The following is a 23,444-nucleotide window of genomic DNA, read 5'->3' as shown; positions in this document are numbered from 1 at the left end:
ACCCCACCCCGCTCACGCTACCGCGTGAGCGACCCACGAGCGAGCTACGCTCGTCTCGGACCCCTCCAGGGGAGGGTAAGTGAAGCCGCGTCGCGGTGCAATTGCAAGTGGTAGCGGTTACACCGCCGCCGTCGTCACGCCGCCGTCGATGACGATGGTCTGGCCCGTCATGAAGCTCGACGCGTCCGAGGCGAGATAGGCCACGGCACCTGCGATTTCGTCGGGCTCGCCGATGCGGCGGAGCGGCGTGGTGGCGGTGCGGCGCTTGAGGTTGGCTTCGTCTTCCCAGAGGGCGCGGGCGAAATCGGTCTTGACGAGGCCGGGAGCGATGCAGTTGACGCGGACGCCTTTCGGGCCCCACTCGCCAGCGAGCGAGCGGCACAGCGCGAAGTCGGCGGCCTTGGAGATGCCGTAGGCGCCGATCACGGTGGAGCCGCGCAGGCCGCCGATCGACGAGATGATGACGACGGAGCCGTTGCCGCGCTCGGCCATTTGCGGGATCGTCAGCGCCGAGAGCCAGATGTTGCTCTTGACGTTGCTGCCCATGATCTTGTCGAAGGCTTCATCCGTGATGTCGAGCAGCGGGCCGTAATAGGGATTGACCGCGGCATTGCAGACCAGGATGTCGATCTTGCCGTAGTGCTTGATCGTGCCCGCGACCAGCGCCTCGACCTCGGCCTTGCGCGCGATGTTGCAGGGGATGACGGTGGCGTCGCCGCCGGAAGCGTTGATGCCGTCGGCGACTTCCTTGCAGGCGTCGGCCTTGCGCGATGACACCACGACCTTGGCGCCGAGCTTTGCGAGCAGTTCGGCGGAGGAGCGACCGATGCCGCGGCTGGAGCCGGTGACGATGGCGACCTTGCCGGTGAGATCGAACGGGGTGTTTTTCACTGTCGTTTGGGCTCCGCTGATTCCGCTTGCTCCGTCATTGCGAGGAGCGAAGCGACGAAGCAATCCAGAAATGTTGTTGTGGAAACAGACTGGATTGCTTCGCTTCGCTCGCAATGACGGTAGGGCGAGATCCCGGATACATCTCGCAATGCCCCGGGATGACGATGGTGGCGGCTAGATCAACCCACCCGCATCCGCGACGCGGCGCTGGTGATAGTCGGTATCGCCGAACGAGTTCTCGATCATGGTGAGGCGCTTGAAGTAGTGGCCGATCTTCGCCTCCATGGTCATGCCGATGCCGCCGTGGAGCTGGATCGCCTGCTGTCCCACGAACTTCAGCGACTTGCCGATCTGCACCTTGGCCGCGGCGATCGCGTTGGAACGCTCCTTGGCGTCCTCGAAATCACCGGCCATGGTCGCGAACATCGACATCGAGCGCGCCTGCTCGGCGGCGACGAACATGTCGGAGGCGCGATGCTGCAGGCTCTGGAACGAGCCGATAGCGACGCCGAACTGCTTGCGCGTCTTGATGTACTCGACCGTGGTCTTGAGCGATTCGTCCATCAGCCCGACCGCCTCGGCGCAGAGCGCGATGCGGGCCTCGTCCACCACGCGCTCGATCAGCGCGAGGCCGTCCTCGGGATTGCCGAGCGCGGCATCGCTGCCGACTTCGACACCGGTGAAGGTGATGTCGGCGGCGTGCAGGCCGTCCTGGGTCGGGTACGACTTCCTGGTCACGCCCTTCGCGTTCGCCGGCACCAGGAACACGCCGATGCCGCTGGTGTCGCGGCGGCTGCCCTTGGTGCGCGCGGTGACGACAAGCGTGTCGGCGTTCTCGCCGTTGAGCACGACGAATTTTTCGCCGTCGATGACCCAGCCGTCGCCCTTCTTCTTCGCGGTCGTGGTGACGTCGAACAGATCATAGCGCGAGTTCTTCTCGAGCTGGGCGAAAGCGAGCGTCTTGCTGCCGTCGATGATCCCGGGCACATGCGCGGCCTTCTGCGCGTCGGTGCCGGCGTGGCGCAGGAAGCCGCCGCCGATCACCACCGTCGCGAGATACGGCTCGAGCACCAGCGCCTTGCCGAGCGCTTCCATCACGATCATGGTCTCGACGCCGCCGCCGCCGAAGCCGCCATCGGCCTCCGTGAAGGGAAGTCCGAGCAGGCCCTGCTCGGCGAGCTTGCCCCAGACGGCTTTGCTCCAGCCGCCCTTCTCCTTCATGTACTTCTTGCGGCTCTCGAAATCGTAGGAGTCGGTCAAGAGTCCGTCGATGCTGTCCTTGAGAAGCCGCTGCTCCTCGGTCAAATCAAAATCCATGTTCTTTGCTCTCCGGGTATCTATTTCGTCATGCCCGGCCTTGTGCCGGGCATCCACGTTCTTTCGTGCCGCTAGGCGTGGATGGCCGGGTCATTTTTGCGAAGACGCGCTTCGCGCTTTAGCCCGGCCATGACGGCGAGTGCGTGGTGATAGCGCGACATCACAGCCCCAGCACCGCCTTGGCGATGATGTTGCGCTGGATCTCGTTGGAGCCGCCGTAGATCGAGACCTTGCGGTTGTTGAAGTAGCTCGGCGCGATCTGGGCGGTCCAGTCCATGGCTTCGTTGGAGCCGTCGTCGCCGTGCACGTCGTAGGGCGCGGCGAACGGGCCGATCACTTCCATCAGGAGCTCGGTGGTGGTCTGCTGGATCTCGGAGCCCTTGATCTTCAGCACCGAGGAGGCCGGATTAGGCTTGCCCTTGCCGTGCTTGCCTTCGTCGGCGACGACGCGCAGCTGGGTGAGCTCGAGCGCCTTCAGCTCGATCTCGCAGGCGGCCAGCTTCTCGCGGAAGGCGGCGTCCTGGATGATCGGCTTGCCGCCGGATTCGACCTTGCCGGCGAGATCGCGGATGCGGCGCAGCCGCTCCTTGGAGACGCCGACCCGGGCAATGCCGGTGCGCTCGTTGCCGAGCAGGAATTTTGCGTAATCCCAGCCCTTGTTCTCCTCGCCGATCAGGTTCTCGTAGGGCACCTCGACGTCGTCGAAGAAGACCTCGTTGACCTCATGGCCGCCGTCGATGGTCTGGATCGGGCGCACCGTGACGCCCTTCGACTTCATCGGGAACACGATGAAGGAGATGCCCATCTGCTTCTTGGCATTGGTGTCGGTGCGGCAGAGGCAAAAGATCATGTCGGCGTGCTGGGCCAGCGTGGTCCAGGTCTTCTGGCCGTTGATGATCCACTTGTCGCCCTTGCGCTCGGCCTTGGTCTTGAGCGAGGCGAGGTCGGAGCCGGAGCCGGGCTCGGAGAAGCCCTGGCACCACCAGTCGTCGACATTGGCGATGCGCGGCAGGTACTGTTTCTTCTGCGCCTCGTTGCCGAAGGTGTAGATGACCGGGCCGACCATGCTGACGCCAAAGGCGAGCGGCTGCGGCGCCGGATAGGCCTGCAGTTCCTCGTTGAAGATGTAGTGCTGCACGGCGCTCCAGCCGGTGCCGCCAAATTCCTTCGGCCAATGCGTGACGCCCCAGCCCTTCTTGTTGAGGATGCGCCACCACGTCACCATCTCGTCCTTCGAGAGGTGACGGCCCTCGACCAGCTTGCGCCGCGTGTCCGGCGGCACGTTGTCGCGGAAGAACGAACGCACTTCCTCGCGAAACGCCTGTTCTTCTTTCGTGAATGCGAGATCCATCGGATCCTCCTGTGAGCTCTCTTGTTTATGGAGTGGATTGTGCCGGTTTCTGCCGCTGGCGCAATTCGTGGCGCGACAGCTTTCCGACCGGCGTGCGCGGCAGTTCGTCGACGAATTCGACCTCGGCCGGCAATTCGTGCTTGCCGACCTTGCCGGCGAGCTGCGCGCGCAGATCGTCGAGCGAGAACGGCTTTGCGTCCGGCTTGAGCTTGATGAAGGCCTTGGCGGCTTCGCCGCGATACTGGTCGGGGATGCCGAGCACGATCACCTCGTGCACGCCCGATATGGTGTAGATCGCCTGCTCGATCATCTGCGGATAGACGTTGAAGCCGCCGGAGATGATCATGTCCTTCTTGCGGTCGACCAGGAAGAAATAGCCGTCGGTGTCGACATAGCCGATGTCGCCGGTGAGGAAGCGGCCGTCGGCGAAGGACTCCGCGGATTCCTTCGGCTTGTTCCAGTAGCCTTTGGTGACGTTCGGCCCCTTGATGCGGATCTCGCCGACTTCGCCCGGCGGCAGCACCCTGGTCGGGTCGTCCAGCGAGACCACGTCGAGCTCGATGCCGGGCAGCATCAGGCCGATCGAGCCCGGCTTGTCCGGGCCTGTGGGCGGATGGCCGGTGCCGGGCGAGCACGTCTCGGTCATGCCCCAGCCGCTCTTCAGCTTCTTGCCGACCTTGCGTTCGAACAGGCTTGCGATCTCGACCGGCAGCGGCGCGCCGCCGGAGCCGACGCTGGCGAGCGAGGAGAAGTCGCGCTTGTCCAGATCAGGCAGCGCCGCGATCGCGATCCACATCGTCGGCACGCCCGGGAAATAGGTCGCCCGTTTCACTTCGATGTCGCGCATCACGGCTTCGACGTCGAAGCGCTGGTGCAGCGAGATCAGATTGCCGCGGCTGAGCGAGGACAGCAGCACGACGGTGAGCGCGTAGATGTGGAACAGCGGCAGCACGCAGATCACGCGCTCGACGACGTCGCCACGCGCCGCGCGCGTCGGCTTGCCCCAGACGTCGTAGATCGACACCGCCGAAGTGAGGTTGCCGTGGGTGAGCATCGCGCCCTTGGGCAGGCCGGTGGTGCCGCCGGTATATTGCAGCAGCGCGACGTCATCGGCCGTGACAACAGGCCATCGCGCCGGCGCGACCGCGCCCTCGACGAAGGCCTTGAAGGTGACGATGCGGGGATCGCTGGGAATCGCGGCCTGCGGCGTGCCGACCTTGCCCCAATTGTCGTCCTCGCAGACGACCAGGCGGTCGATCAGGCCCTTCTCCAGGAACTTCAGCGCGGTCGGCAGCAGCGCGGCGAGATTGGACGTGACCAGCAGACGCGAACCTGAGTCCGAAACCTTGTGGGTCAGCGCGATCTCGCCGTCGAGCGGGGAGAGATGCGCGACGCGGGCGCCTGCCTTCAGCGCGCCGAAGAAATTGACGGGATGATCGGGCGTGTTGCCGAGGAACAGCGCGACGGAGCTGTCCTTGCCGCAGCCGGCGCGGAGAAAGGCGGCGGCCGCGCGCTCGGCCATCGAGGCGAGCCCGGCATAGGTGATCGGACGCTCCCGGAATTCCAGCGCGGTGCGCTGGCCGTAGCTCGCGGCGGCGCTCGACAACAGGTCAGGCAGCGTACCCTGGACGATGGTGTCGTCCCAATGCACGCCTTCGGGATAAAACTGTTCGCCGGGATGGGTCATTAACGATCGATACTCTGCAGAGCGATAGCAGCCGGGTCGTGTGAGGCGGGCACCGGCGGATGGGCTCCCTCCCCCCTTGCGGGGAAGGGTTGGGGAGAGGGGTGCCACGCACTCCGGTCTCGCCCGGGGCTACCCCCCTCCCTGACCCTCCCCCGCAAGGGGGGAGGGAACGGAAAGAGCCCTACCTCGGACGAAAGATCGGCAGCCACAGCACCCAATCCCATCACGCCGCCTTCGAGCCCGCCGCCAGCGAGGCGAAGGTCTTGCCTTCGGCCGCGAGCTTCTTCAGCAGCGGCGCGGGCTCGAGGCTCGGATCGTTGGTTTCCTTGGCGTAGAAGGCCAGGCGATCGGCGATGTGCTTGAGGCCGACGGTGTCGGCCCAGAACATCGGGCCGCCGCGATAGATCGGCCAGCCGTAGCCATAGAGCCAGACCACGTCGATGTCGGAGGGACGCGCCGCGATGCCTTCTTCGAGGATCTTCGCGCCCTCGTTGATCATCGGATACATCATGCGCTCGAGGATCTCCTCGTCGCTGACGACGCGCTTCTTGCGGCCGAGGCGGAGCAGCGTCTCGTCGATCAGCTTCTCGACCTCGGGATCCGGCAGCGCCGAGCGGGAGCCGGGTTCGTACTTGTAATAGCCCTTGCCGGTCTTCTGGCCGAAGCGGCCGGCCTCGCACAGCGCGTCCGCGATCTCGGACTTGATGCCGCGGTCCTTGCGCGAGCGCCAGCCGATGTCGAGACCGGCGAGATCGCCCATCGCGAACGGTCCCATCGGCATGCCGAACTTGGTCACGACCGCGTCGACCTGCTGCGGCAGCGCGCCTTCGAACAGCAGCTTCTCGGACTGCTTGCCACGCTGCGCCAGCATGCGGTTGCCGACGAAGCCGTCGCAGACGCCGACCACGGCCGGCACCTTCGCGATCTTGCGCGCGATCGAGACCGCCGTCACCAGCGCGTCCGGCGCGGTCTTGTCGGCACGCACGATCTCGCACAGCTTCATGACGTTGGCCGGCGAGAAGAAATGCATGCCGAGCACGTCCTGCGGACGCTTGGTCGACTTCGCGATCTCGTCGATGTTGAGGTACGAGGTGTTGGAGGCGAGCACCGCGCCCGGCTTGACGTACTGGTCGAGCTTGCCGAACACTTCCTTCTTGACCGCCATGGTCTCGAACACGGCTTCGATGACGAGGTCGGCATCGCCGACATTCTCGATGCCGACGACGCCGGTGATCAGCGCCATGCGCTTGGCCGGCGCGTCGGCCGGGATGCCGCCGCGCGCGGCGGTCGCTTCCCAGTTCTTCTGCATGATGCCGAGGCCGCGCTTGAGCTGCTCCTCGCCGGTCTCGATCAGGGTGACGGGAATGCCGGCATTGGCAAAGGACATCGCGATGCCGCCGCCCATGGTGCCGGCGCCGAGAATGGCAACACGGTTAACGGGACGCGACTTGGTGCCTTCAGGGACGCCTGCAATCTTGGCGGCCTCGCGCTCGGCAAAGAAGGCGTAGCGCTGGGCCTTGGACTGGTCGCTGGCGACGAGCTTCAGGAAGCCCTCGCGCTCCTTCTTCAGGCCTTCGTCGAACGGCAGGTCGATGGCATAGCCGACGGCGTCGGCCGCCGCGAACGGCGCTTCCAGGCCGCGCGACTTCTTGGTCATCGAAGCGACCGCATTGGTGAAGATCGAACGATCGGCCTTCGCCGCCGCCAACTTGGAATCGTCGTCGCGCAGGCGGCGCAGCGGGCGCTTCTCGGCGAGCAGCTTGCGGACGAAAGCCTCACCACCGGAAGCCGGGCCTTCGACGATCTCCTCGATCAGGCCGTTCTTCAGCGCTTCCGCAGCGCCAATGGGGTCACCGCCGACGATCATCTTGACGGCAAGCTCGGGGCCGACCGCGCGCGGCAGGCGCTGGGTGCCGCCGGCGCCCGGCAGCAGGCCGAGCTTCACCTCGGGCAGGCCGAGCTTTGCCTCTTTGACAGCCACGCGGAAGTGACAGGCCAGCGCGACCTCGAGGCCGCCGCCGAGCGCGGTGCCGTGAATTGCGGCCACGATCGGCTTCGGCGAGTTCTCCATCTCCGCCAGCACTTCGTTGAGGCCGGGTGGCTTCGGCGGCTTGCCGAATTCGGTGATGTCGGCGCCGGCGATGAAGGTGCGGCCGGCGCAGGTGAGAACGATGCCCTTGATCGCGGGATCGGCGATTGCGGCCTTGATGCATTCCAGGATTCCACCGCGGACTGCGGCACTCAGCGCATTGACCGGAGGACTGTTGACCGTGACGATCCCGACTTCGTCATGACGCTCAAGCTTGACCACTTCGCTCACGGTGTCCCTCCTTGGTGGGGATGTACTTTTGTTCGATTTCGCGGTGCGGAATTTAATTCCGCATCTTGACGGCAGGGTTATTTTGAAGCACGGACGTTGTCAACGACTCCGCGCAAGAAGCAGATCAGGGATGAAGCGTACAGGAAAGAAGACAGCGACCGACCGGAATTTCGTCGTCGCGCTTTCCCGCGGACTTGATGTATTGCGCGCATTCCACCCCAGCGACGGCCTTCTCGGCAACCAGGAAATCGCGGCCCGCACGAATCTGCCGAAACCGACAGTGTCGCGGCTGACCTACACGTTGACGAAGCTCGGCTACCTGACGCCGGTTCCCCGTTTCGAGAAATATCAGCTCGCGCCGGCTGCGATGGCGCTTGGTTACGCGGCGTTGGCCAATCTCGGTGTTCGGCATTTGTCCGAACCGTTCCGCGAGGAAATGATGCGCGCGACGGGAGGCGCCGTCGCAATCGGCGGCCGCGACCGTCACAGCATGATCTATTTCGGGCAAAGCCGCGGCAGCGAGACCGTCGGCGTTCAACTGGACGTCGGCTCTCGCGTGCCGATTGCAACCAGCGCGATGGGCCGCGCCTATTTCTGGGCACTCGACGAAGACGGCCGCGCCGAAGTGTCCCGCATCCTGCGCGAACATTACGGCAGCCGCTGGCCCAAGATGCGCGACGGGCTTGAGCGCTCCGGCGAAACCGTCGCGAAACACGGCTTCGCGATTTCCGTCGGCGACTGGCATGACGACATCGGTGCCGCCGGCGTCGCGCTCAGGCTCAACGATGGAACCGGACCTTACGCATTCAATTGCGGCGCGCCCGCATTCCGCTTCACGGAAGAGCGTTTGATCAACGACATTGGACCGCGTCTGCTTGCGATGGTAAGGAACATCGAAGCGGCACTCGGTGGACTGATGCCGCAATCCAAAAAAGAAGTCAGCAAAAAGCTGAAATCAGGAGGGAAAGTTGCTCGAGTGGCCGAGGGGTTCAGATAGCCTTTGTCATAGCCGGGAGCGGTTCGCATCGCCCCTTCGCCCACTGTACATAGTGGGCGAGACGACATGACGCAGGCACAGCTCGCGCGGGGGACATCGCCCCTGCTCGCGGTTCGCGACGTCAGCGTCGTGTTCGGCGGCATCGTCGCGCTCAACGGCGTGTCCTTCGACATGCACAAGGGCCAGATCCTCGGATTGATCGGCCCCAACGGCGCCGGCAAGACCACACTCTTCAACTGTCTCTCGCGGCTATACCAGCCGTCGTCCGGCGACATCCTGATGGATGGCGTGAGCATCCTGTCGCGACCGCCGCACCGGATCGCCGAAATCGGCATCGGCCGCACCTTCCAGAACGTGGCGCTGTTTCCGAACCTCACGGTGATGGACAACGTCCGCGTCGGTGCTCATTCGAAGACCTCCAGCGACATCATCAGCGATTCGCTGAGACTGGCCTGGGTCCGGCGCAGCGAGGCCGACGTCAACAAGAAGGTCAACGAGATCCTCGCCTATCTCAAGCTCGAGGACGTCGCCCACACCGTCGTGTCCGGCCTGCCGTTCGGCACGCAGAAACGCGTCGAGCTGGCGCGTGCGCTCGCGGCCGATCCGAAGATCCTGCTGCTCGACGAGCCCGCCGGCGGCCTCAACCACGAGGAAGTCTACGTGCTTGGCGACCTCATCCGGCGCATCCGCGACGAACGACACATGACCGTCCTGCTGGTCGAGCACCACATGGGCCTCGTGATGTCGATCGCCGATCACGTCGTGGCGCTGAACTTCGGCAAGAAGCTCGCGGAAGGCACGCCGGCCCAGGTGCAGGTGGACCCCGACGTCATCAAGGCCTATCTCGGGAGCAAGGACCAATGACGACGCTGCTCAACGTCAAGGACCTGCGCGCCTATTACGGCCAGGTCCAGGCGCTCCACGGCCTGTCCTTCTCGCTCAACGAGGGATCGCTGACGACACTGCTCGGCGCCAACGGCGCCGGCAAGACCACCACGCTGCGCGCGATCTGCAACATGGTGCGCTCCACCGGCGGGATCGAGTTCGACGGCAAGCCGCTAAACAACCGCTCCACAGAAAGCATCGTGCGGTTCGGCATCGCCCATGTGCCGCAGGGCCGCGGCACCTTCACCACCATGACGGTGGAAGAGAACCTGCAGCTCGGGGCCATCACGCGCAAGGACAGCGCCGGCATCGTCTCCGACATCGAGCGGATGTATGCGCACTTCCCGGTGCTCAAGCAGCGCCACACCCAGCAGGCCGGCACCCTCTCGGGCGGCGAGCAGCAGATGCTCGCTGTCGCCCGCGCGCTGATGCTGCGGCCGCGGCTGATGCTGCTGGACGAACCGTCCTTCGGCCTCGCGCCGCTGGTCGTGCGCGACCTGTTCGGTATCCTCGGCAAGATCAATCGCGAGGACAAGGTGTCGATCCTGGTGGTCGAGCAGAACGCCCAGCTCGCGCTCGAACTCGCCGACCAGGCCTATGTGATCGAGACCGGACGCATCGTGATGTCGGGCAATGCCAAGGACATCGCGAACAACGAAGAAATCCGCAAATCCTATCTGGGTTACTGAGGAGCCGGCACGATGGAACTGTTTACCAACCAAGTGCTGGCCGGCATCGCCACGGGAGCGATCTACGCCTGCATGGCGCTCGCCGTGGTCATGATCTACCAGGCCATCGACCATCTCAACTTCGCGCAGGGCGAGATGGCGATGTTCTCGACCTTCATCTCCTGGCAGTTGATGCAGTGGGGCTTGTCCTACTGGGTCGCCTTCCTGGTGACGCTGGCCTTCTCCTTTGTCGCCGGCATCGCGATCGAGCGCATCCTGTTCAAGCCGCTGACGAAGGCGCCGGTGCTGACAAACGTCGCCGGCTTCATCGCGCTGTTTGCGATCATCAACTCGTCGGCCGGCCTGATCTGGGACTTCACCATCAAGCAGTATCCGACCCCGTTCGGCTCCGCGCCGTTCCTGGGCAGCCAGCTGATCTCGACCCACCAGGCCGGCATGATCGGCGTCACGGTGCTGCTGCTGCTCGGCCTCTATTTCTTCTTCCAGTACACCCGAATTGGTCTTGCCATGCGCGCGGCGGCTTCCGTGCCTGAATCGGCCCGGCTGGTCGGCATCAACACGTCCTGGATGATCGCGCTCGGCTGGGGCATGGCGACCGCGATCGGCTCGATCGCCGGCATGCTGATCGCTCCGGTCGTGTTCCTCGAGCCCAACATGATGGGCGGCGTGCTGATCTACGGCTTTGCCGCGGCGGTGCTCGGCGGGCTGACCAGCCCGTTCGGCGCCGTGGTCGGCGGCTTCCTGGTCGGTGTCTTCGAGAATCTCGCGGGCACCTACATCCCCGGCGTCGGCAACGAGCTGAAACTTCCGATCGCGCTCGCGCTGATCATTTCCGTCCTGGTCGTCAAACCCGCTGGCCTGTTCGGCCGGCCCATTATCAAGCGAGTTTGATCATGAGCGCAGCAGAAGACGTCGTCACGGAAGCCCCGGCCGTCGAGGCGGTTCCGAAGCGGTCCATGACGCTGGGCATGGGCACTTCGCTGGTGGTGCTCGCCGCGCTGGTCATCATGCCGATCTTCGTCAAGAACTTCATCATCTTCCAGATGACGATGCTTCTGATCTACGGGCTCGCGGTGCTGGCGCTGAACATCCTCACAGGCGGCTCCGGCCAGTTCTCGCTCGGCCAGAGCGCGTTCTACGCGGTCGGCGCCTATACGACCGCGGTGCTGATGGAGCACTTCAACATCAACTATGCACTGACCCTGCCGATCGCGGGCGTCGTCTGCTTCGGCTTCGGGTATCTGTTCGGCAAGCCGGCGCTGCGGCTCTCCGGCGTGTACCTCGCGCTTGCGACCTTCGCGCTCGCCACCGCGATGCCGCAACTCCTCAAGCTGAACTTCCTCGAGCACTGGACCGGCGGCGTGCAAGGCCTCGTCGTCACCAAGCCCGATGCGCCGTTCGGCCTGCCGATGTCGCAGGACATGTGGCTGTACTACTTCTCGCTCGCCGTCGTGATCGCGATCTACATCTTCTCCGTGAACCTGCTGCGCTCCCGCTCGGGTCGCGCCTTCATGGCGATCCGCGACAACGAGATTGCAGCCTCCGCCATGGGCGTCGACGTCGCGTTGTACAAGACGCTGGCCTTCGGCGTGTCGGCTGCGATCACCGGCATCGCCGGCTCGCTCGGCGCCATCGCGGTGCAGTTCGTCGCGCCCGACAGCTACACCATCACGCTCGCGATCTCGCTGTTCCTCGGCATGGTCGTCGGCGGTGTGGGCTGGCTGCCCGGCTCGATCGTCGGCGCCGCCTTCATCATCTTCGTGCCGAACATCGCGGAGGGCATCTCCAAGGGCCTCTCCGGCGCCGTGTTCGGCGTGCTGCTGTTCCTCGTCATCTACCTCGTGCCGCACGGCGCAAGGCAAGTCGCGATCCTGGGCCAACAACTCGCCGGTAAGCTCAGAAAGAACTGAACCCCACACGGAAGGAGACCTCATTTTGCTTCTCGAAAGAATACTGCGAACCACCGCGCTCGTAACGGCGGTCGCGACCCTCACCTCCGGCGCAGCACTTGCCCAGAAGAAATACGACACCGGCGCGTCCGATACCGAGATCAAGATCGGCAACATCATGCCGTACAGCGGTCCGGCGTCGGCCTATGGCATCATCGGCAAGACCGAAGAAGCCTATTTCAAGATGATCAACGACAAGGGCGGCATCAACGGCCGCAAGATCAACTTCGTCACCTATGACGACGCCTATTCGCCGCCGAAGGCCGTCGAGCAGGTCCGCAAGCTGGTCGAGAGCGACGAGGTGCTGGCCGTCTACAATCCGCTCGGCACCCCCTCGAACACGGCGATCCAGAAGTATCTGAACGCCAAGAAGATCCCGCAGCTGTTCGTCGCCACCGGCGCGACCAAGTGGAACGACCCGAAGAACTTCCCCTGGACCATCGGCTGGCAGCCCTCCTACCAGAGCGAAGCGCAAATCTACGCGAAATGGCTGATGAAGGAAAAGCCGACCGCCAAGGTCGCGATCCTCTATCAGAACGACGATTTCGGCAAAGACTACCTCAAGGGCACCAAGGACGGTCTCGGCGCCAAGGGCGCGTCCATGATCATCATGGAAGAGAGCTATGAGATCTCGGAGCCGTCGATCGACGGTCATATCGTCAAGATCAAGGCCGCCAATCCCGACGTTCTCCTGATCTACGCGACGCCGAAGTTCGCGGCCCAGACCATCAAGAAGACCGCCGAGCTCAGCTGGAAGCCGCTCCAGATTCTCACCAACGTGTCGATCTCGGTCGGCAGCGTGATGAAGCCCGCCGGCTTCGAGGCGTCGCAGGGCGTGCTGTCGGCGGCCTATGCCAAGGATTCCACCGACCCGCAGTGGAGCAACGATCCCGGCATGAAGAGGTGGAACGAGTTCGTCGACAAGTACATGCCCGGCGCCGACAAGACCGACACCGGCATGGTCTACGGCTATGGCGCGGCTTCGACCCTGGTCAAGACGCTGGAGATGTGCGGTGACGACCTCACCCGCGCCAACCTGATGAAGCAGGCCGCTTCGTTGAAGGATTTTGCACCGGACACCCTGCTGCCCGGCGTCAAGATCAACACCAGCGCCACCGACTTCGCCCCGATTTCGCAGCTCCAGATGCAGCGCTTCAAGGGCGAGAAGTGGGAACTGTTCGGAGAGATCATCAGCGGCGACGTCGCCTCCGAATGACACTGGTGCCATAGTCTAGATCTGGTCCGAAATGACCAAGCCCCCGCGGGCAGCCGCGGGGGCTTTTTGTTGACGTCAGGCCGCAATCTTGTTCAATGCGGCGCGCCGATCCATTCCGGGGTGGGAGAAAGATGACTGCCGTTCGATTTCAGGTTGCGTCCGTCTTGGGCGCGCTCGCGTTGTGCACTGCGATGAACAGCCCGGTGCTGGCGCAAAAGAAGTATGACAGCGGCGCATCCGATACCGAGATCAAGATCGGCAACATCATGCCCTATAGCGGGCCGGCCTCCGCCTATGCCGCGATCGGCAAGGCCGAGGAGGCCTATTTCAACAAGGTCAACGCCGAGGGCGGCATCAACGGCCGCAAGATCAAGTTCATCTCCTATGACGACGGCTATTCGCCGCCGAAGACGGTGGAACAGGCGCGCAAGCTGGTCGAGAGCGACGGCGTGCTGCTGATCTTCGGCTCGCTCGGCACCTCCACCAACGGAGCCATCCGCAAGTACATGAACGAGAAGAAGGTGCCGCAATTGTTCGTGGCGAGCGGCGCCTCGAAGTGGAACGACCCCAGGCAATATCCGTGGACCATGGGCTGGCAGCCGAGCTACGCCAGCGAGGCACGCATCTACGCCAAATACATCGTGAAGGAAAAGCCCGACGCGAAGATCGGCGTGCTCTACCAGAACGACGATTTCGGCAAGGACTACCTGAAAGGCCTGAAGGAGGGCCTCGGCGCCAGGACGTCGATGATCGCAATGGAGGACAGCTACGACACCTCCGAGCCTGCGATCGACGAGCACGTCGTGAAATTGAAGGCCTCGGGCGCCGACGTCTTCATCAGCATTACCACGCCGAAATTCGCAGCCCAAGCGATCAAGAAGGCGGCCGAGATCAACTGGCACCCGGTGCACATCATCTCCAACGTCTCGGCCTCGGTCGGCGGCGTGCTCGAGCCAGCGGGGATCGAGATCTCGCAAGGCATCCTGTCCGCGAGCTACACCAAGGACGGCTCCGACCCGCAATGGAACGCCGACGACGGCATGAAGAAGTTCTACAACTTCATCGCGCAATACGACCCCAAGGCCAACAAGCTCGATGCCGGCGTGGTGTTCGGCTATGCAGCGGCGCAGACCATGGTGAAGACGCTGCAGCAGTGCGGCGACGACCTCACCCGCGAGAACGTCATGAAGCAGGCCGCTTCCTTGAAGGATTTCGCGCCCGATACGCTGCTTCCCGGCATCAAGATCAACACCGCAGCCGACAATTTCGCCCCGATCGAGCAACTGCAGATGATGCGCTTCAAGGGCAAAAAATGGGAATTGTTCGGCGACATCATCTCGAGCGAGATCGGGCACTGAACGCGGAACAAGCCAAGATAGCTGTATCTCTCTCCGGCAACTTAAGCGCCACTTATTAACGGCGCACCTGATCTCGCGCGCCGGAATATTCCGCACTGCCTCAAAGAGATCGCGCATCCCGTGACGGTTCTGCCGGGGCGTTCTCCTTGCTGCCGGCGATGGATGGGTATTGAATGTGAGGATGGAGCGACGCGCAACGATCGCTCCCAATCAAGAACAATCGACACATTCAAACCTCTTCTAGGGAGATCAAGATGCCTGCAATGCATGTGCGGTTGGGGGCCTTCTCGGCTGCCCTCCTGCTGGCTGCCGCCCTGTCCACGGCAGCATCGGCACAAAAGAAATACGACACCGGCGCCTCCGACACCGAAATCAAGATCGGCAACATCATGCCCTACAGCGGACCCGCCTCCGCCTACGGGGTGATCGGCAAGACCGAGGAGGCCTATTTCCGCAAGATCAACGCGGAAGGCGGCATCAACGGCCGCAAGATCAACTATGTCAGCTATGACGACGCCTACTCGCCGCCGAAAACCGTGGAACAGGCGCGCAAGCTGGTCGAGAGCGACGAAGTGCTCATGGTCTTCAACCCGCTCGGCACACCGCCGAACTCGGCGATCCAAAAATATCTGAACCAGAAGAAGGTGCCGCAACTGTTCGTCGCCACCGGCGCCACCAAGTGGAACGACCCGCAGAACTTCCCCTGGACGATGGGCTGGCAGCCCAACTACCAGAGCGAGACAATCATCTACGCGAAGTACATTTTGAAGAACAAGCCGGACGCCAAGATCGCGGTGCTCTATCAGAACGATGATTACGGCAAGGACTATCTGAAGGGCTTCAAGGACGGGCTCGGCGCCAAGGCAGCCTCGCTGATCATCATCGAGGACAGCTATGAGGTTTCCGAGCCGACCATCGACTCGCACATCGTGAAGCTGAAGGCCTCGGGCGCCGACGTCTTCATGAACATCACCACGCCGAAATTCGCGGCGCAGGCGATCAAGAAAAACGCCGAGCTCGGCTGGAAACCGCTGCATTTCCTCAACAACGTCTCGGGCTCGATCGGCAGCGTCATCAAGCCGGCCGGATTCGAGAACGCGCAGGAGATCATCTCGTCTCAGTACTTCAAGGACCCGACCGACGCGCAATGGAAGAACGACCCGGCGATGATCGGCTGGAACCAGTTCCTGGACAAATACTATCCAGAAGCCAACCGCGCCGATGCGTCGGTGATGTATGCCTACATCGTGAGCCAGGGCCTCGTGCACGTGCTCAAGGCCTGCGGTGACGATCTTACCCGCGAGAACGTCATGAAGCAGGCGGCCAACATCAAGGACTACGAGCCGGCCGGCCTGTTGCCGGGCATCAAGGTTAACACCTCCGCCACCGATTTCGCGCCGCTCTCGCAGTTGCAATTGATCAGGTTCAAGGGCGAGACCTGGGAGCGGTTTGGTGAAATCCTGAGCGCCGACGTCGGCGGCTGACCTCGAGCAGTCAACTAAAGACGCAACCCTCGCGGCCTTGCCGCGGGGGCTTTTCCTTGAAGCTTTCGCGCAAATCGTATTGAATTGCGGCCGCGTCGCCAAAAACAATCAGACAAGAAAAGGGACGCACACACCAAGAAAATAGGGAGATAGGAATGCCTGCTGTCACCGGCAAACTCGCGGCCGCGTCGTTCGCGCTCGCGCTCATTGCGGCCTCGACCTCCACTGCATCGGCCCAGAAGAAATACGATTCCGGCGCGACCGACACCGAGATCAAGATCGGCAACATCATGCCCTACAGCGGACCCGCCTCCGCCTACGGCATCATCGGACGGACCGAAGCCGCTTATTTCAAGAAGATCAACGAAGAGGGCGGCATCAACGGCCGCAAGATCAACTTCATCAGCTATGACGACGCCTATTCGCCGCCGAAGGCGGTGGAGCAGGCCCGCAAGCTGGTCGAGAGCGACGAGGTGCTGTTCATCTTCAACTCGCTCGGCACGCCGTCGAACTCGGCGATCCAGAAATACATGAACTCGAAGAAGGTGCCGCAGCTGTTCGTCGCCACCGGCGCCACCAAGTGGAACGATCCGCAGAACTTCCCCTGGACCATGGGCTGGCAGCCCTCCTACCAGAGCGAGACGCAGATCTATGCGAAATGGCTGCTCAAGAACAAGCCGGACGCCAAGATCGCGGTGTTGTTCCAGAACGACGACTACGGCAAGGACTACCTCAAGGGCCTGAAGGACGGCCTCGGGTCCAAGGCCGCCTCGATGATCGTCATGGAAGAGAGCTACGAGACCTCGGAGCCGACGATCGACAACCACATCATCAAGCTGAAGGCCACCGGCGCCGACGTCTTCATGAACATCACGACGCCGAAATTTGCCGCTCAGGCCATCAAGAAGAATGCCGAGATCGGCTGGAAGCCGCTGCACTTCCTCAACAACGTCTCGGCGTCGGTCGGCAGCGTGATCAAGCCGGCGGGCTTCGACGCCGCGCAGGACGTGGTTTCGGCCGCATATCTGAAGGACACCACCGACAAGCAGTGGGACAACGACGCCGGCATGAAGGCCTATGTCGAGTTCATGACGAAGTACTTTCCGGAAGGCGACAAGACCGACAACGGCACGGTCGTCGGCTACGGCGTCGCACAGACACTGGTTCAGGTCCTGAAACAGTGTGGCGACGATCTCACGCGTGAGAACGTCATGAAGCAGGCCGCCAGCCTGAAGGACTTTCGCACCGAGATGCTGCTGCCCGGCATCAAGATCAACACCGGGCCGGGCGACTTCGCGCCGATCAGCTCGCTCCAGCTCCAGCGCTTCAAGGGCGAGCGCTGGGAGCTGTTCGGTGACGTGATCAGCGCCGACGCAGGCGGCTAGCCGCCTCGGCCGCACCGCGACAACGAGCCCCCTGCGAGCCATCGCAGGGGGCTTTTGCTTGCGTCGCGATGATGATCACGCGATTGCATATTCGAATGACGGCAGAGCCTGCTTACGCTTTGGCGCGCGATGCGGTAGGCATGCCGATGGCGAGTTCCTCGCCGCTGCTTCCGTCCGCCGAAGGCTTTTCGTCATGACCGACCGACGTCCCCTGCTCCGCGCGCTCTATGATGCCGCCGTTGCCGCCGCCCATCCGAACACGATTCTGGCGCCGCATCTGCGGCCCGCGCCGAGGGGACGGGTGATCTGCCTTGCCGCCGGCAAGGGCGCGGGCGCGATGGCCGCTGCCGCGGAGCGGCATTATCTCGACACGCTCAAGCTCGCGCCGGAGCGCCTCGTCGGCATCGCCACCACCCGCCATGGCTACGGCGTGCCGACGCGCCGCATCCGCGTGGTCGAGGCCGGCCATCCCGTGCCCGACGAGGCCGGCCTCAAGGGCGCGGCCGACACGCTGGCGCTGGCGGGCGAGGCCGGCCCCGACGATCTGCTGCTGGTGCTGCTCACCGGCGGCGGTTCGGCGAACTGGATCGCGCCGGTGGACGGCATCAGCTTCGCGCAGAAGCAGGCGGTCAACAAGGCGCTGCTCCGTTCCGGCGCACCGATCGGCGAGATGAACGTCGTGCGCAAGCACCTCTCCCGCATCAAGGGCGGCCGCCTCGCGCGCGCCGGCAGAAACGCCGCGGAGATCGTCACGCTCGCGATCTCCGACGTGCCGCATGACGATCCCTCCGCGATCGCTTCCGGCCCCACGGTGCCGGATCCGACCACGCTCGCCGACGCGCGCGCCATCGTCGCGAAGTACAAGCTCGACATCGACGACGCCGTCCGCCGCGCGCTGGACGATCCCGCCAATGAAAGTGCCAAGCCGGGCGATGCTGCCTTCGCGCGCGCCTCGTTCGAGCTGATCGCGCGCCCAAAACAGTCGCTCGACGCCGCGGTGAAGCTCGCCAAGAACGCCGGCTACGAGATCATCGATCTCGGCGCTGATCTCGAAGGCGAGGCGCGCGAGGTCGCCGCCGATCACGCCAGGCTAGCGCTTGCAGCGCGCGCGCAAGGCAAGCGCCTCGCGATCCTCTCCGGCGGCGAGCTGACGGTGACCGTGCGCGGCAACGGCCGCGGCGGCCCGAACCAGGAATATGCGCTGGCGCTGGCCGCACTGCTGAAGGACACGCCCGACATTTCGGCGCTCGCCGGCGACACCGACGGCGCCGACGGCGGCGCCGGCCATCCCACCGACCCCGCCGGCGCCCTGATCGATGCGGCGACGTTTGCGAAGATGAAGGCGCTGGCGCTTCAGCCGCAGGCGTATCTGGACAACAACGATGCGACGACGTTCTTCGAGGCGACCGGGGATCTGCTGCAGCCGGGACCGACGCTGACGAACGTGAACGACATCAGGGTGATTCTGGTGGATTGAGCTGTTCTTATCCTCCCCTGGAGGGGGAGGGTAAGAGTCAAAACTCGTTGGCGATCTTCGAGAGCATCTCGAGCAGGGCCTCGCGGTTGGCTTGCCCGAGCAGCGTGTTCAGCCGCGACTCGTGCTTGGTGGCGACGAGCTTCTTGGCGCGCGTCAGCACGGCCTTGCCCTTGTCGGTCAGGACCAGGATGTGCGAGCGGCGGTCGTTGGTGGAGCGGATCCGCGCGCAAAGGTCGCGGCTTTCGAGATTGTCGAGCAGGGCCACGAAATTCGGACGCAGGATGCCGAGGGTGGAGGCGATCTCGGTCTGGTTACGGCCGGGGTTTTTCTCGACCAGCAGCAGTACGGAGAACTGCGCGGGCGTGAGCTGGAGCGTGGCCATGCAGCGCAGGAAGTTCTCGAACACCTTGAGCTGGGCGCGCTTGAGCACGTAACCGAGCTGCTCCGAGAGCTCGCCGAGCTGGAGGACTTCGGCGTGACCCTGGCCTTGGGCGTCGCCCGCGTCCTTGCGGCCCCTGGTCGCGTCACCGGATTTTTCAGCAGTTTTGGAAACGGTCATCGCCTCGTGCTCGTAATCCCGCTAAATTCGGGAAGGTCGTCCGCCACCCTTGAAGTTATATTTGATAATTGTTATGGACCATATCAAATATCGCCGTCGTATTTCAATGGCTGTGAGCGGACCATCCACCGCAATCGCGGAGACCGGTCCGCCATCTTGAGGGGGAGCGTCCGGTCTTGAACACCACCATCATGCTGTTCCTGGTGCAGGACGGCATCACCAATGGCGCGATCTACGCGCTGCTCGGCCTGGCGCTGGTGCTGGTGTTCGCCGTCACCCGGGTGATCCTGATTCCCCAGGGCGAATTCGTCACCTATGGCGCGCTGACCTACGCCTCGCTGGCGGCGGGCCAGATGCCGGGCACGGCAAAGCTCGCGCTGGCCCTCGGCATCGGCGCCTTCGCCTTCGACCTGTTCGTGGCCCGCAAGGCGCTGCACGGACGCCTGGTCGTACGCAGCTTCCTCACCAATATCGTGCTGCCGGCCGCCGTGCTGGCGCTGACCGTCTATTTCGCCGCCCAGAAGCCGCCGGTCGCCATCTGCATCGCGCTCTCGCTGGTGATCGTCGCGATGATCGGCCTGTTCCTCTACCGGGTCGCGTTCCAGCCGCTGGCGCACACCTCCGTGCTGGTGCTGCTGATCGCATCCGTGGGCGTGCACCTGGCGCTGCAGGGACTGGGCCTGCTGTTCTTCGGCGCCGAAGGCCAGCGCGGGCCTGCCGTGCTGTCCGGCTCCTTCACCGCCGGCGCGTTGCGCTTCACCGGCCAGAGCCTCACCGTCTACGGCATCACCATCGCCTTCATCGTCGGGCTCTGGCTGTTCTTCGGCCTGACGCTTTACGGCAAGGCGCTGCGTGCGACCGCTGTCAACCGGCTCGGCGCTCGGCTCGCCGGCATCCGCACCACGCTGTCGGGGCAGATCGCCTTCCTGCTGGCGTCCGTCATCGGCGCGCTGTCGGGCATCATGATCGTGCCGATCACGACGCTCTACTATGACAGCGGCTTCCTGATCGGCCTGAAAGGCTTCGTCGCCGCCATCATCGGCGGCCTCGTCAGCTATCCCCTCACCGCGATTGCCGCGCTGGTGGTCGGCATCGTCGAGGCGTTCTCGTCCTTCTACGCCTCGAACTACAAGGAGGTGATTGTTTTCATGCTCTTGATCCCCGTGCTGCTGCTGCGCTCGCTCGCAGCCCCCGCGGTCGAGGAAGAGAAGGACTGAGGCCAAGATGCAGAACCGGCTTCCCATCATCGTCTTCGCACTCGTCATGGCGGCGATTCCGTTCGTCCCCGGCATGCCGCCGTTCTGGATCGTGCTGCTCGACAATATCGGCCTTGCCGCGCTGGTCGCGATGGGCCTCGTGCTGCTGACCGGCGTCGGCGGCCTCACCTCGTTTGGACAGGCAGCTTTCGTCGGCTTCGGCGCCTACACCACCGCGGTGCTGTCGACGACCTATGGCCTGTCGCCCTGGCTGACCCTGCCGCTGTCGCTATTGGTCAGCGGATCGCTGGCCGTGCTGCTCGGCCTCGTCACGGTCCGTCTCTCCGGCCACTATCTGCCGCTCGGCACGCTGGCCTGGGGGCTCGGCCTGTTCTACCTGTTCAGCAAGCTGGAATTCCTCGGGCGCAACGACGGCATCTCGGCGATCCCGCCGCTGTCGATCGGCTCGTTGAAGATGCTCTCACCCGGTTCGATCTATTACGCGATCTGGATCGCCGTGATCGTCTCGGCCCTGCTCACGATGAACCTGCTGGACTCCCGCACCGGCCGCGCCATTCGCGCGCTGCGCCGCGGGCATGTCGCGGCCGAAGCATTCGGCGTGCACACCCCGCGCGCAAAGCTGCTGGTGTTCATTCACGCCGCCGTGCTCGCCGGCCTGTCCGGCTGGCTCTACGCGCATCTTCAGCGCGCGGTGAACCCGACGCCGTTCGGCGCGCAGGCCGGCATCGAATATCTCTTCATCGCGGTGGTCGGCGGCGCCGGCTACGTCTGGGGCGGCGTGCTGGGCGCGGCGATCGTCGTGGTCCTGAAGGAGGTGCTGCAAAGCTACCTGCCGCTGATCCTGCCCGGCTCCGGCCAGGTCGAGACCATCGTGTTCGGCATCATGCTGGTGGCCCTGCTCCAGCTCGCACCCGGCGGCATCTGGCCATGGCTGATATCGTTCCTGCCCGAACGTACCGGGGGCAGGAAGCCGGACACCTCCCTGGCACTCGAACAACGCACCCGCTCGGCCGGAGAGGCCGGCGTGCTGCTGCAGGTCGAAAAGGCGCGCAAGCAATTCGGCGGCGTGGTTGCGGTCAACAACGTCTCGTTCGACGTCCAGGCCCGCGAGATCGTCGCGTTGATCGGACCGAACGGCGCCGGCAAGAGCACGACATTCAACCTGATCACCGGCGTGCTGTCGGCGAGCTCGGGCTCGATCTCGGTGCAGGGCAAGAAGGTCGACAATGCGCCGCCGCAGGAGATCGTCAAGCTCGGCATCTCCCGCACCTTCCAGCATGTGAAGCTCGTCCCCGACATGACCGTGCTGGAGAATGTCGCGATCGGCGCGCATCTGCGCGGCCATTCCGGTCCGATCTCCTCGATGCTGAGGCTCGATCGCGCCGATGAGGCCAGGCTGCTGGCGGAAGCCGCGCGCCAGATCGAGCGGGTCGGCCTTGCCGACCAGATGCATCAGCTCGCGGGCAGCCTGTCGCTCGGCCAGCAACGCATCGTCGAGATCGCACGCGCGCTCTGCGTCGATCCGATGCTCCTGCTGCTCGACGAGCCGGCAGCGGGCCTGCGCCACATGGAGAAGCAGCGCCTCGCGACGCTGCTGCGCGAATTGCGTGACGGCGGCATGAGCGTGCTGCTGGTCGAGCACGACATGGGCTTCGTCATGAACCTCGCCGACCGTATCGTGGTGCTCGATTTCGGCACCAAGATCGCGGAAGGCACGCCCGCCACGATCAAGACCAACCCCGAAGTGATCAAGGCCTATCTGGGAGTGGCGGCATGAGCGCGCTGTTGTCCGTCGCGGATGCGCATGTCGCCTATGGCAAGGTCGAGGCGGTGCGCTCGGTCTCGCTCGAGGTCGGCCAAAACCAGATCGTCACCATCGTCGGCGCCAATGGCGCCGGCAAGACCACGCTGCTGTCGGCCATCATGGGCATCCTGCCGCTGAAGGGCCGCGTGTCGTTCGCCGGCCAGGACCTCGCCCGGCTCGAGATCGAGGACCGCGTCGCGATGGGGCTTGGCCTCGTGCCGGAGCACCGCGAATTGTTCGTGACCATGAATGTCGAGGATAATCTTGAGCTCGGCGCCTTCCGCATTGAGAAGCGCAAGGCGAAAGCCTCTATGGAGCACGTCTACACGTTATTTCCGCGACTTAAGGAGCGCCGTAAGCAGCTCGCCGGCACGCTGTCCGGCGGCGAGCAGCAGATGCTCGCCATGGGCCGTGCGCTGATGGGCGAGCCGAAGCTGCTGATGCTGGACGAGCCGAGCCTCGGGCTTGCGCCGATCATCGTCGCCGATATCTTTCGCATCATCACCGAGCTGCGTGCCGCCGGCGTCTCCGTGCTGCTGGTCGAGCAGAACGCGCAGGCCGCGCTGAAGATCGCTGACCATGCCTATGTGATGGAGCTCGGCGAATTCGTGCTCAGCGGCAGGGCCAGCGACGTCGCTGCAAACGAGCGCGTCGCGGCGAGTTATCTCGGCTTCCAACACGAAGGCGCGAGCGTTCTGTAACCTCGTCGCAGATGACGCTCTATGCAGGCGATCCCATGATGAGGGGTCTCCATCCGCAAATGACAACGTGGGACAGCTGTCACGCGGAGAAGACCCCTCACCCCTCTCGCCGCTTCGCGACGACTCGCCCTCTCCAGTGGGTGGAGAGGGTAATGCC

Annotated in this window: 19 protein-coding genes; 13 read left to right on the top strand and 6 right to left on the bottom strand. The window is 64.1% G+C overall.

The genetic code is table 11. The features are described from left to right. Positions 1-117: 117 nt before the first annotated feature. The 5 genes from FNV92_RS04695 to FNV92_RS04675 all read right to left on the bottom strand — a co-directional run bounded on the left by FNV92_RS04695 (position 118) and on the right by FNV92_RS04675 (position 7,566). Positions 118-891, bottom strand: a complete 774-nt coding sequence (locus FNV92_RS04695) for an SDR family NAD(P)-dependent oxidoreductase (protein ID WP_014439596.1) — start codon at positions 889-891, stop codon at positions 118-120. A gap of 174 nt (positions 892-1,065) precedes the next feature. Beyond that, a complete protein-coding gene (gene pimD, locus FNV92_RS04690) occupies positions 1,066-2,208 on the bottom strand; it encodes a pimeloyl-CoA dehydrogenase small subunit (RefSeq protein WP_143841910.1) in 1,143 nt (380 codons plus the stop codon). Positions 2,209-2,368: 160 nt separating this feature from the next. Continuing rightward, positions 2,369-3,559 (bottom strand): pimeloyl-CoA dehydrogenase large subunit, encoded by a 1,191-nt coding sequence (gene pimC / locus FNV92_RS04685; RefSeq protein ID WP_014439594.1) that lies wholly within the window; start codon positions 3,557-3,559, stop codon positions 2,369-2,371. Positions 3,560-3,584: 25 nt separating this feature from the next. After that, the gene (pimA, locus tag FNV92_RS04680) at positions 3,585-5,246 is read right to left on the bottom strand and encodes a dicarboxylate--CoA ligase PimA (RefSeq protein WP_143841912.1); all 1,662 of its coding nucleotides are present in this window, start codon (positions 5,244-5,246) and stop codon (positions 3,585-3,587) included. Between the two features lie 223 nt (positions 5,247-5,469). Continuing rightward, positions 5,470-7,566, bottom strand: coding sequence for a 3-hydroxyacyl-CoA dehydrogenase NAD-binding domain-containing protein (locus FNV92_RS04675; protein WP_143841913.1), 2,097 nt, complete (start codon positions 7,564-7,566; stop codon positions 5,470-5,472). A gap of 130 nt (positions 7,567-7,696) precedes the next feature. Here FNV92_RS04675 and FNV92_RS04670 point away from each other — a divergent pair, with 130 nt between their 5' ends. From FNV92_RS04670 to FNV92_RS04625, 10 genes are all read left to right on the top strand, one after another. Then, positions 7,697-8,563 carry an IclR family transcriptional regulator gene (locus FNV92_RS04670; protein WP_168213766.1) on the top strand — a complete coding sequence of 289 codons (867 nt, stop codon included), beginning with the start codon at positions 7,697-7,699 and terminating at the stop codon, positions 8,561-8,563. 66 nt (positions 8,564-8,629) lie between these two features. Further along, a complete protein-coding gene (locus FNV92_RS04665) occupies positions 8,630-9,427 on the top strand; it encodes an ABC transporter ATP-binding protein (RefSeq protein ID WP_014439590.1) in 798 nt (265 codons plus the stop codon). Next, positions 9,424-10,137: an ABC transporter ATP-binding protein gene (locus tag FNV92_RS04660; RefSeq protein ID WP_008135694.1), complete on the top strand. Its 714-nt coding sequence runs from the start codon at positions 9,424-9,426 to the stop codon at positions 10,135-10,137. Before FNV92_RS04665 ends, FNV92_RS04660 begins: the two co-directional genes overlap by 4 nt. 12 nt (positions 10,138-10,149) lie before the next feature. Continuing rightward, positions 10,150-11,028 carry a branched-chain amino acid ABC transporter permease gene (locus FNV92_RS04655; protein ID WP_014439589.1) on the top strand — a complete coding sequence of 293 codons (879 nt, stop codon included), beginning with the start codon at positions 10,150-10,152 and terminating at the stop codon, positions 11,026-11,028. A 2-nt stretch (positions 11,029-11,030) separates the two neighbouring features. Next, positions 11,031-12,047 carry a branched-chain amino acid ABC transporter permease gene (locus FNV92_RS04650; RefSeq protein WP_014439588.1) on the top strand — a complete coding sequence of 339 codons (1,017 nt, stop codon included), beginning with the start codon at positions 11,031-11,033 and terminating at the stop codon, positions 12,045-12,047. A gap of 25 nt (positions 12,048-12,072) precedes the next feature. After that, positions 12,073-13,302: an ABC transporter substrate-binding protein gene (locus tag FNV92_RS04645; protein ID WP_014439587.1), complete on the top strand. Its 1,230-nt coding sequence runs from the start codon at positions 12,073-12,075 to the stop codon at positions 13,300-13,302. Between the two features lie 131 nt (positions 13,303-13,433). Beyond that, positions 13,434-14,660 (top strand): ABC transporter substrate-binding protein, encoded by a 1,227-nt coding sequence (locus FNV92_RS04640; RefSeq protein WP_143841915.1) that lies wholly within the window; start codon positions 13,434-13,436, stop codon positions 14,658-14,660. Positions 14,661-14,914: 254 nt separating this feature from the next. Further along, complete coding sequence (locus tag FNV92_RS04635) at positions 14,915-16,144, top strand: ABC transporter substrate-binding protein (protein WP_014439585.1); 1,230 nt, start codon at positions 14,915-14,917, stop codon at positions 16,142-16,144. A 155-nt stretch (positions 16,145-16,299) separates the two neighbouring features. After that, positions 16,300-17,529, top strand: a complete 1,230-nt coding sequence (locus FNV92_RS04630; protein ID WP_143841916.1) for an ABC transporter substrate-binding protein — start codon at positions 16,300-16,302, stop codon at positions 17,527-17,529. A 193-nt stretch (positions 17,530-17,722) separates the two neighbouring features. Next, complete coding sequence (locus FNV92_RS04625; RefSeq protein ID WP_143841918.1) at positions 17,723-19,006, top strand: glycerate kinase type-2 family protein; 1,284 nt, start codon at positions 17,723-17,725, stop codon at positions 19,004-19,006. A gap of 37 nt (positions 19,007-19,043) precedes the next feature. Here the strand turns inward: FNV92_RS04625 and FNV92_RS04620 are convergent, their stop codons facing one another. Then, positions 19,044-19,565: a MarR family winged helix-turn-helix transcriptional regulator gene (locus tag FNV92_RS04620; RefSeq protein WP_143841920.1), complete on the bottom strand. Its 522-nt coding sequence runs from the start codon at positions 19,563-19,565 to the stop codon at positions 19,044-19,046. A gap of 176 nt (positions 19,566-19,741) precedes the next feature. Here FNV92_RS04620 and FNV92_RS04615 point away from each other — a divergent pair, with 176 nt between their 5' ends. Genes FNV92_RS04615 through FNV92_RS04605 form a run of 3 tightly spaced genes read left to right on the top strand, consistent with a single transcriptional unit; the run spans position 19,742 to position 23,287 of the window. Beyond that, entirely contained in the window at positions 19,742-20,782 is a 1,041-nt protein-coding gene (locus FNV92_RS04615; protein WP_168213352.1) for a branched-chain amino acid ABC transporter permease, read from the top strand. A gap of 7 nt (positions 20,783-20,789) precedes the next feature. Then, positions 20,790-22,559, top strand: a complete 1,770-nt coding sequence (locus tag FNV92_RS04610) for a branched-chain amino acid ABC transporter ATP-binding protein/permease (RefSeq protein ID WP_143841922.1) — start codon at positions 20,790-20,792, stop codon at positions 22,557-22,559. Further along, a complete protein-coding gene (locus FNV92_RS04605; protein ID WP_143841923.1) occupies positions 22,556-23,287 on the top strand; it encodes an ABC transporter ATP-binding protein in 732 nt (243 codons plus the stop codon). The genes FNV92_RS04610 and FNV92_RS04605 overlap by 4 nt, the downstream gene beginning before the upstream one ends. The last annotated feature ends 157 nt before the right edge of the window (positions 23,288-23,444 follow it).

It is taken from the genome of Bradyrhizobium cosmicum (assembly GCF_007290395.2).
Taxonomy (GTDB): domain Bacteria; phylum Pseudomonadota; class Alphaproteobacteria; order Rhizobiales; family Xanthobacteraceae; genus Bradyrhizobium; species Bradyrhizobium cosmicum.
This window is presented reverse-complemented; position numbering and strand designations above follow the sequence as displayed.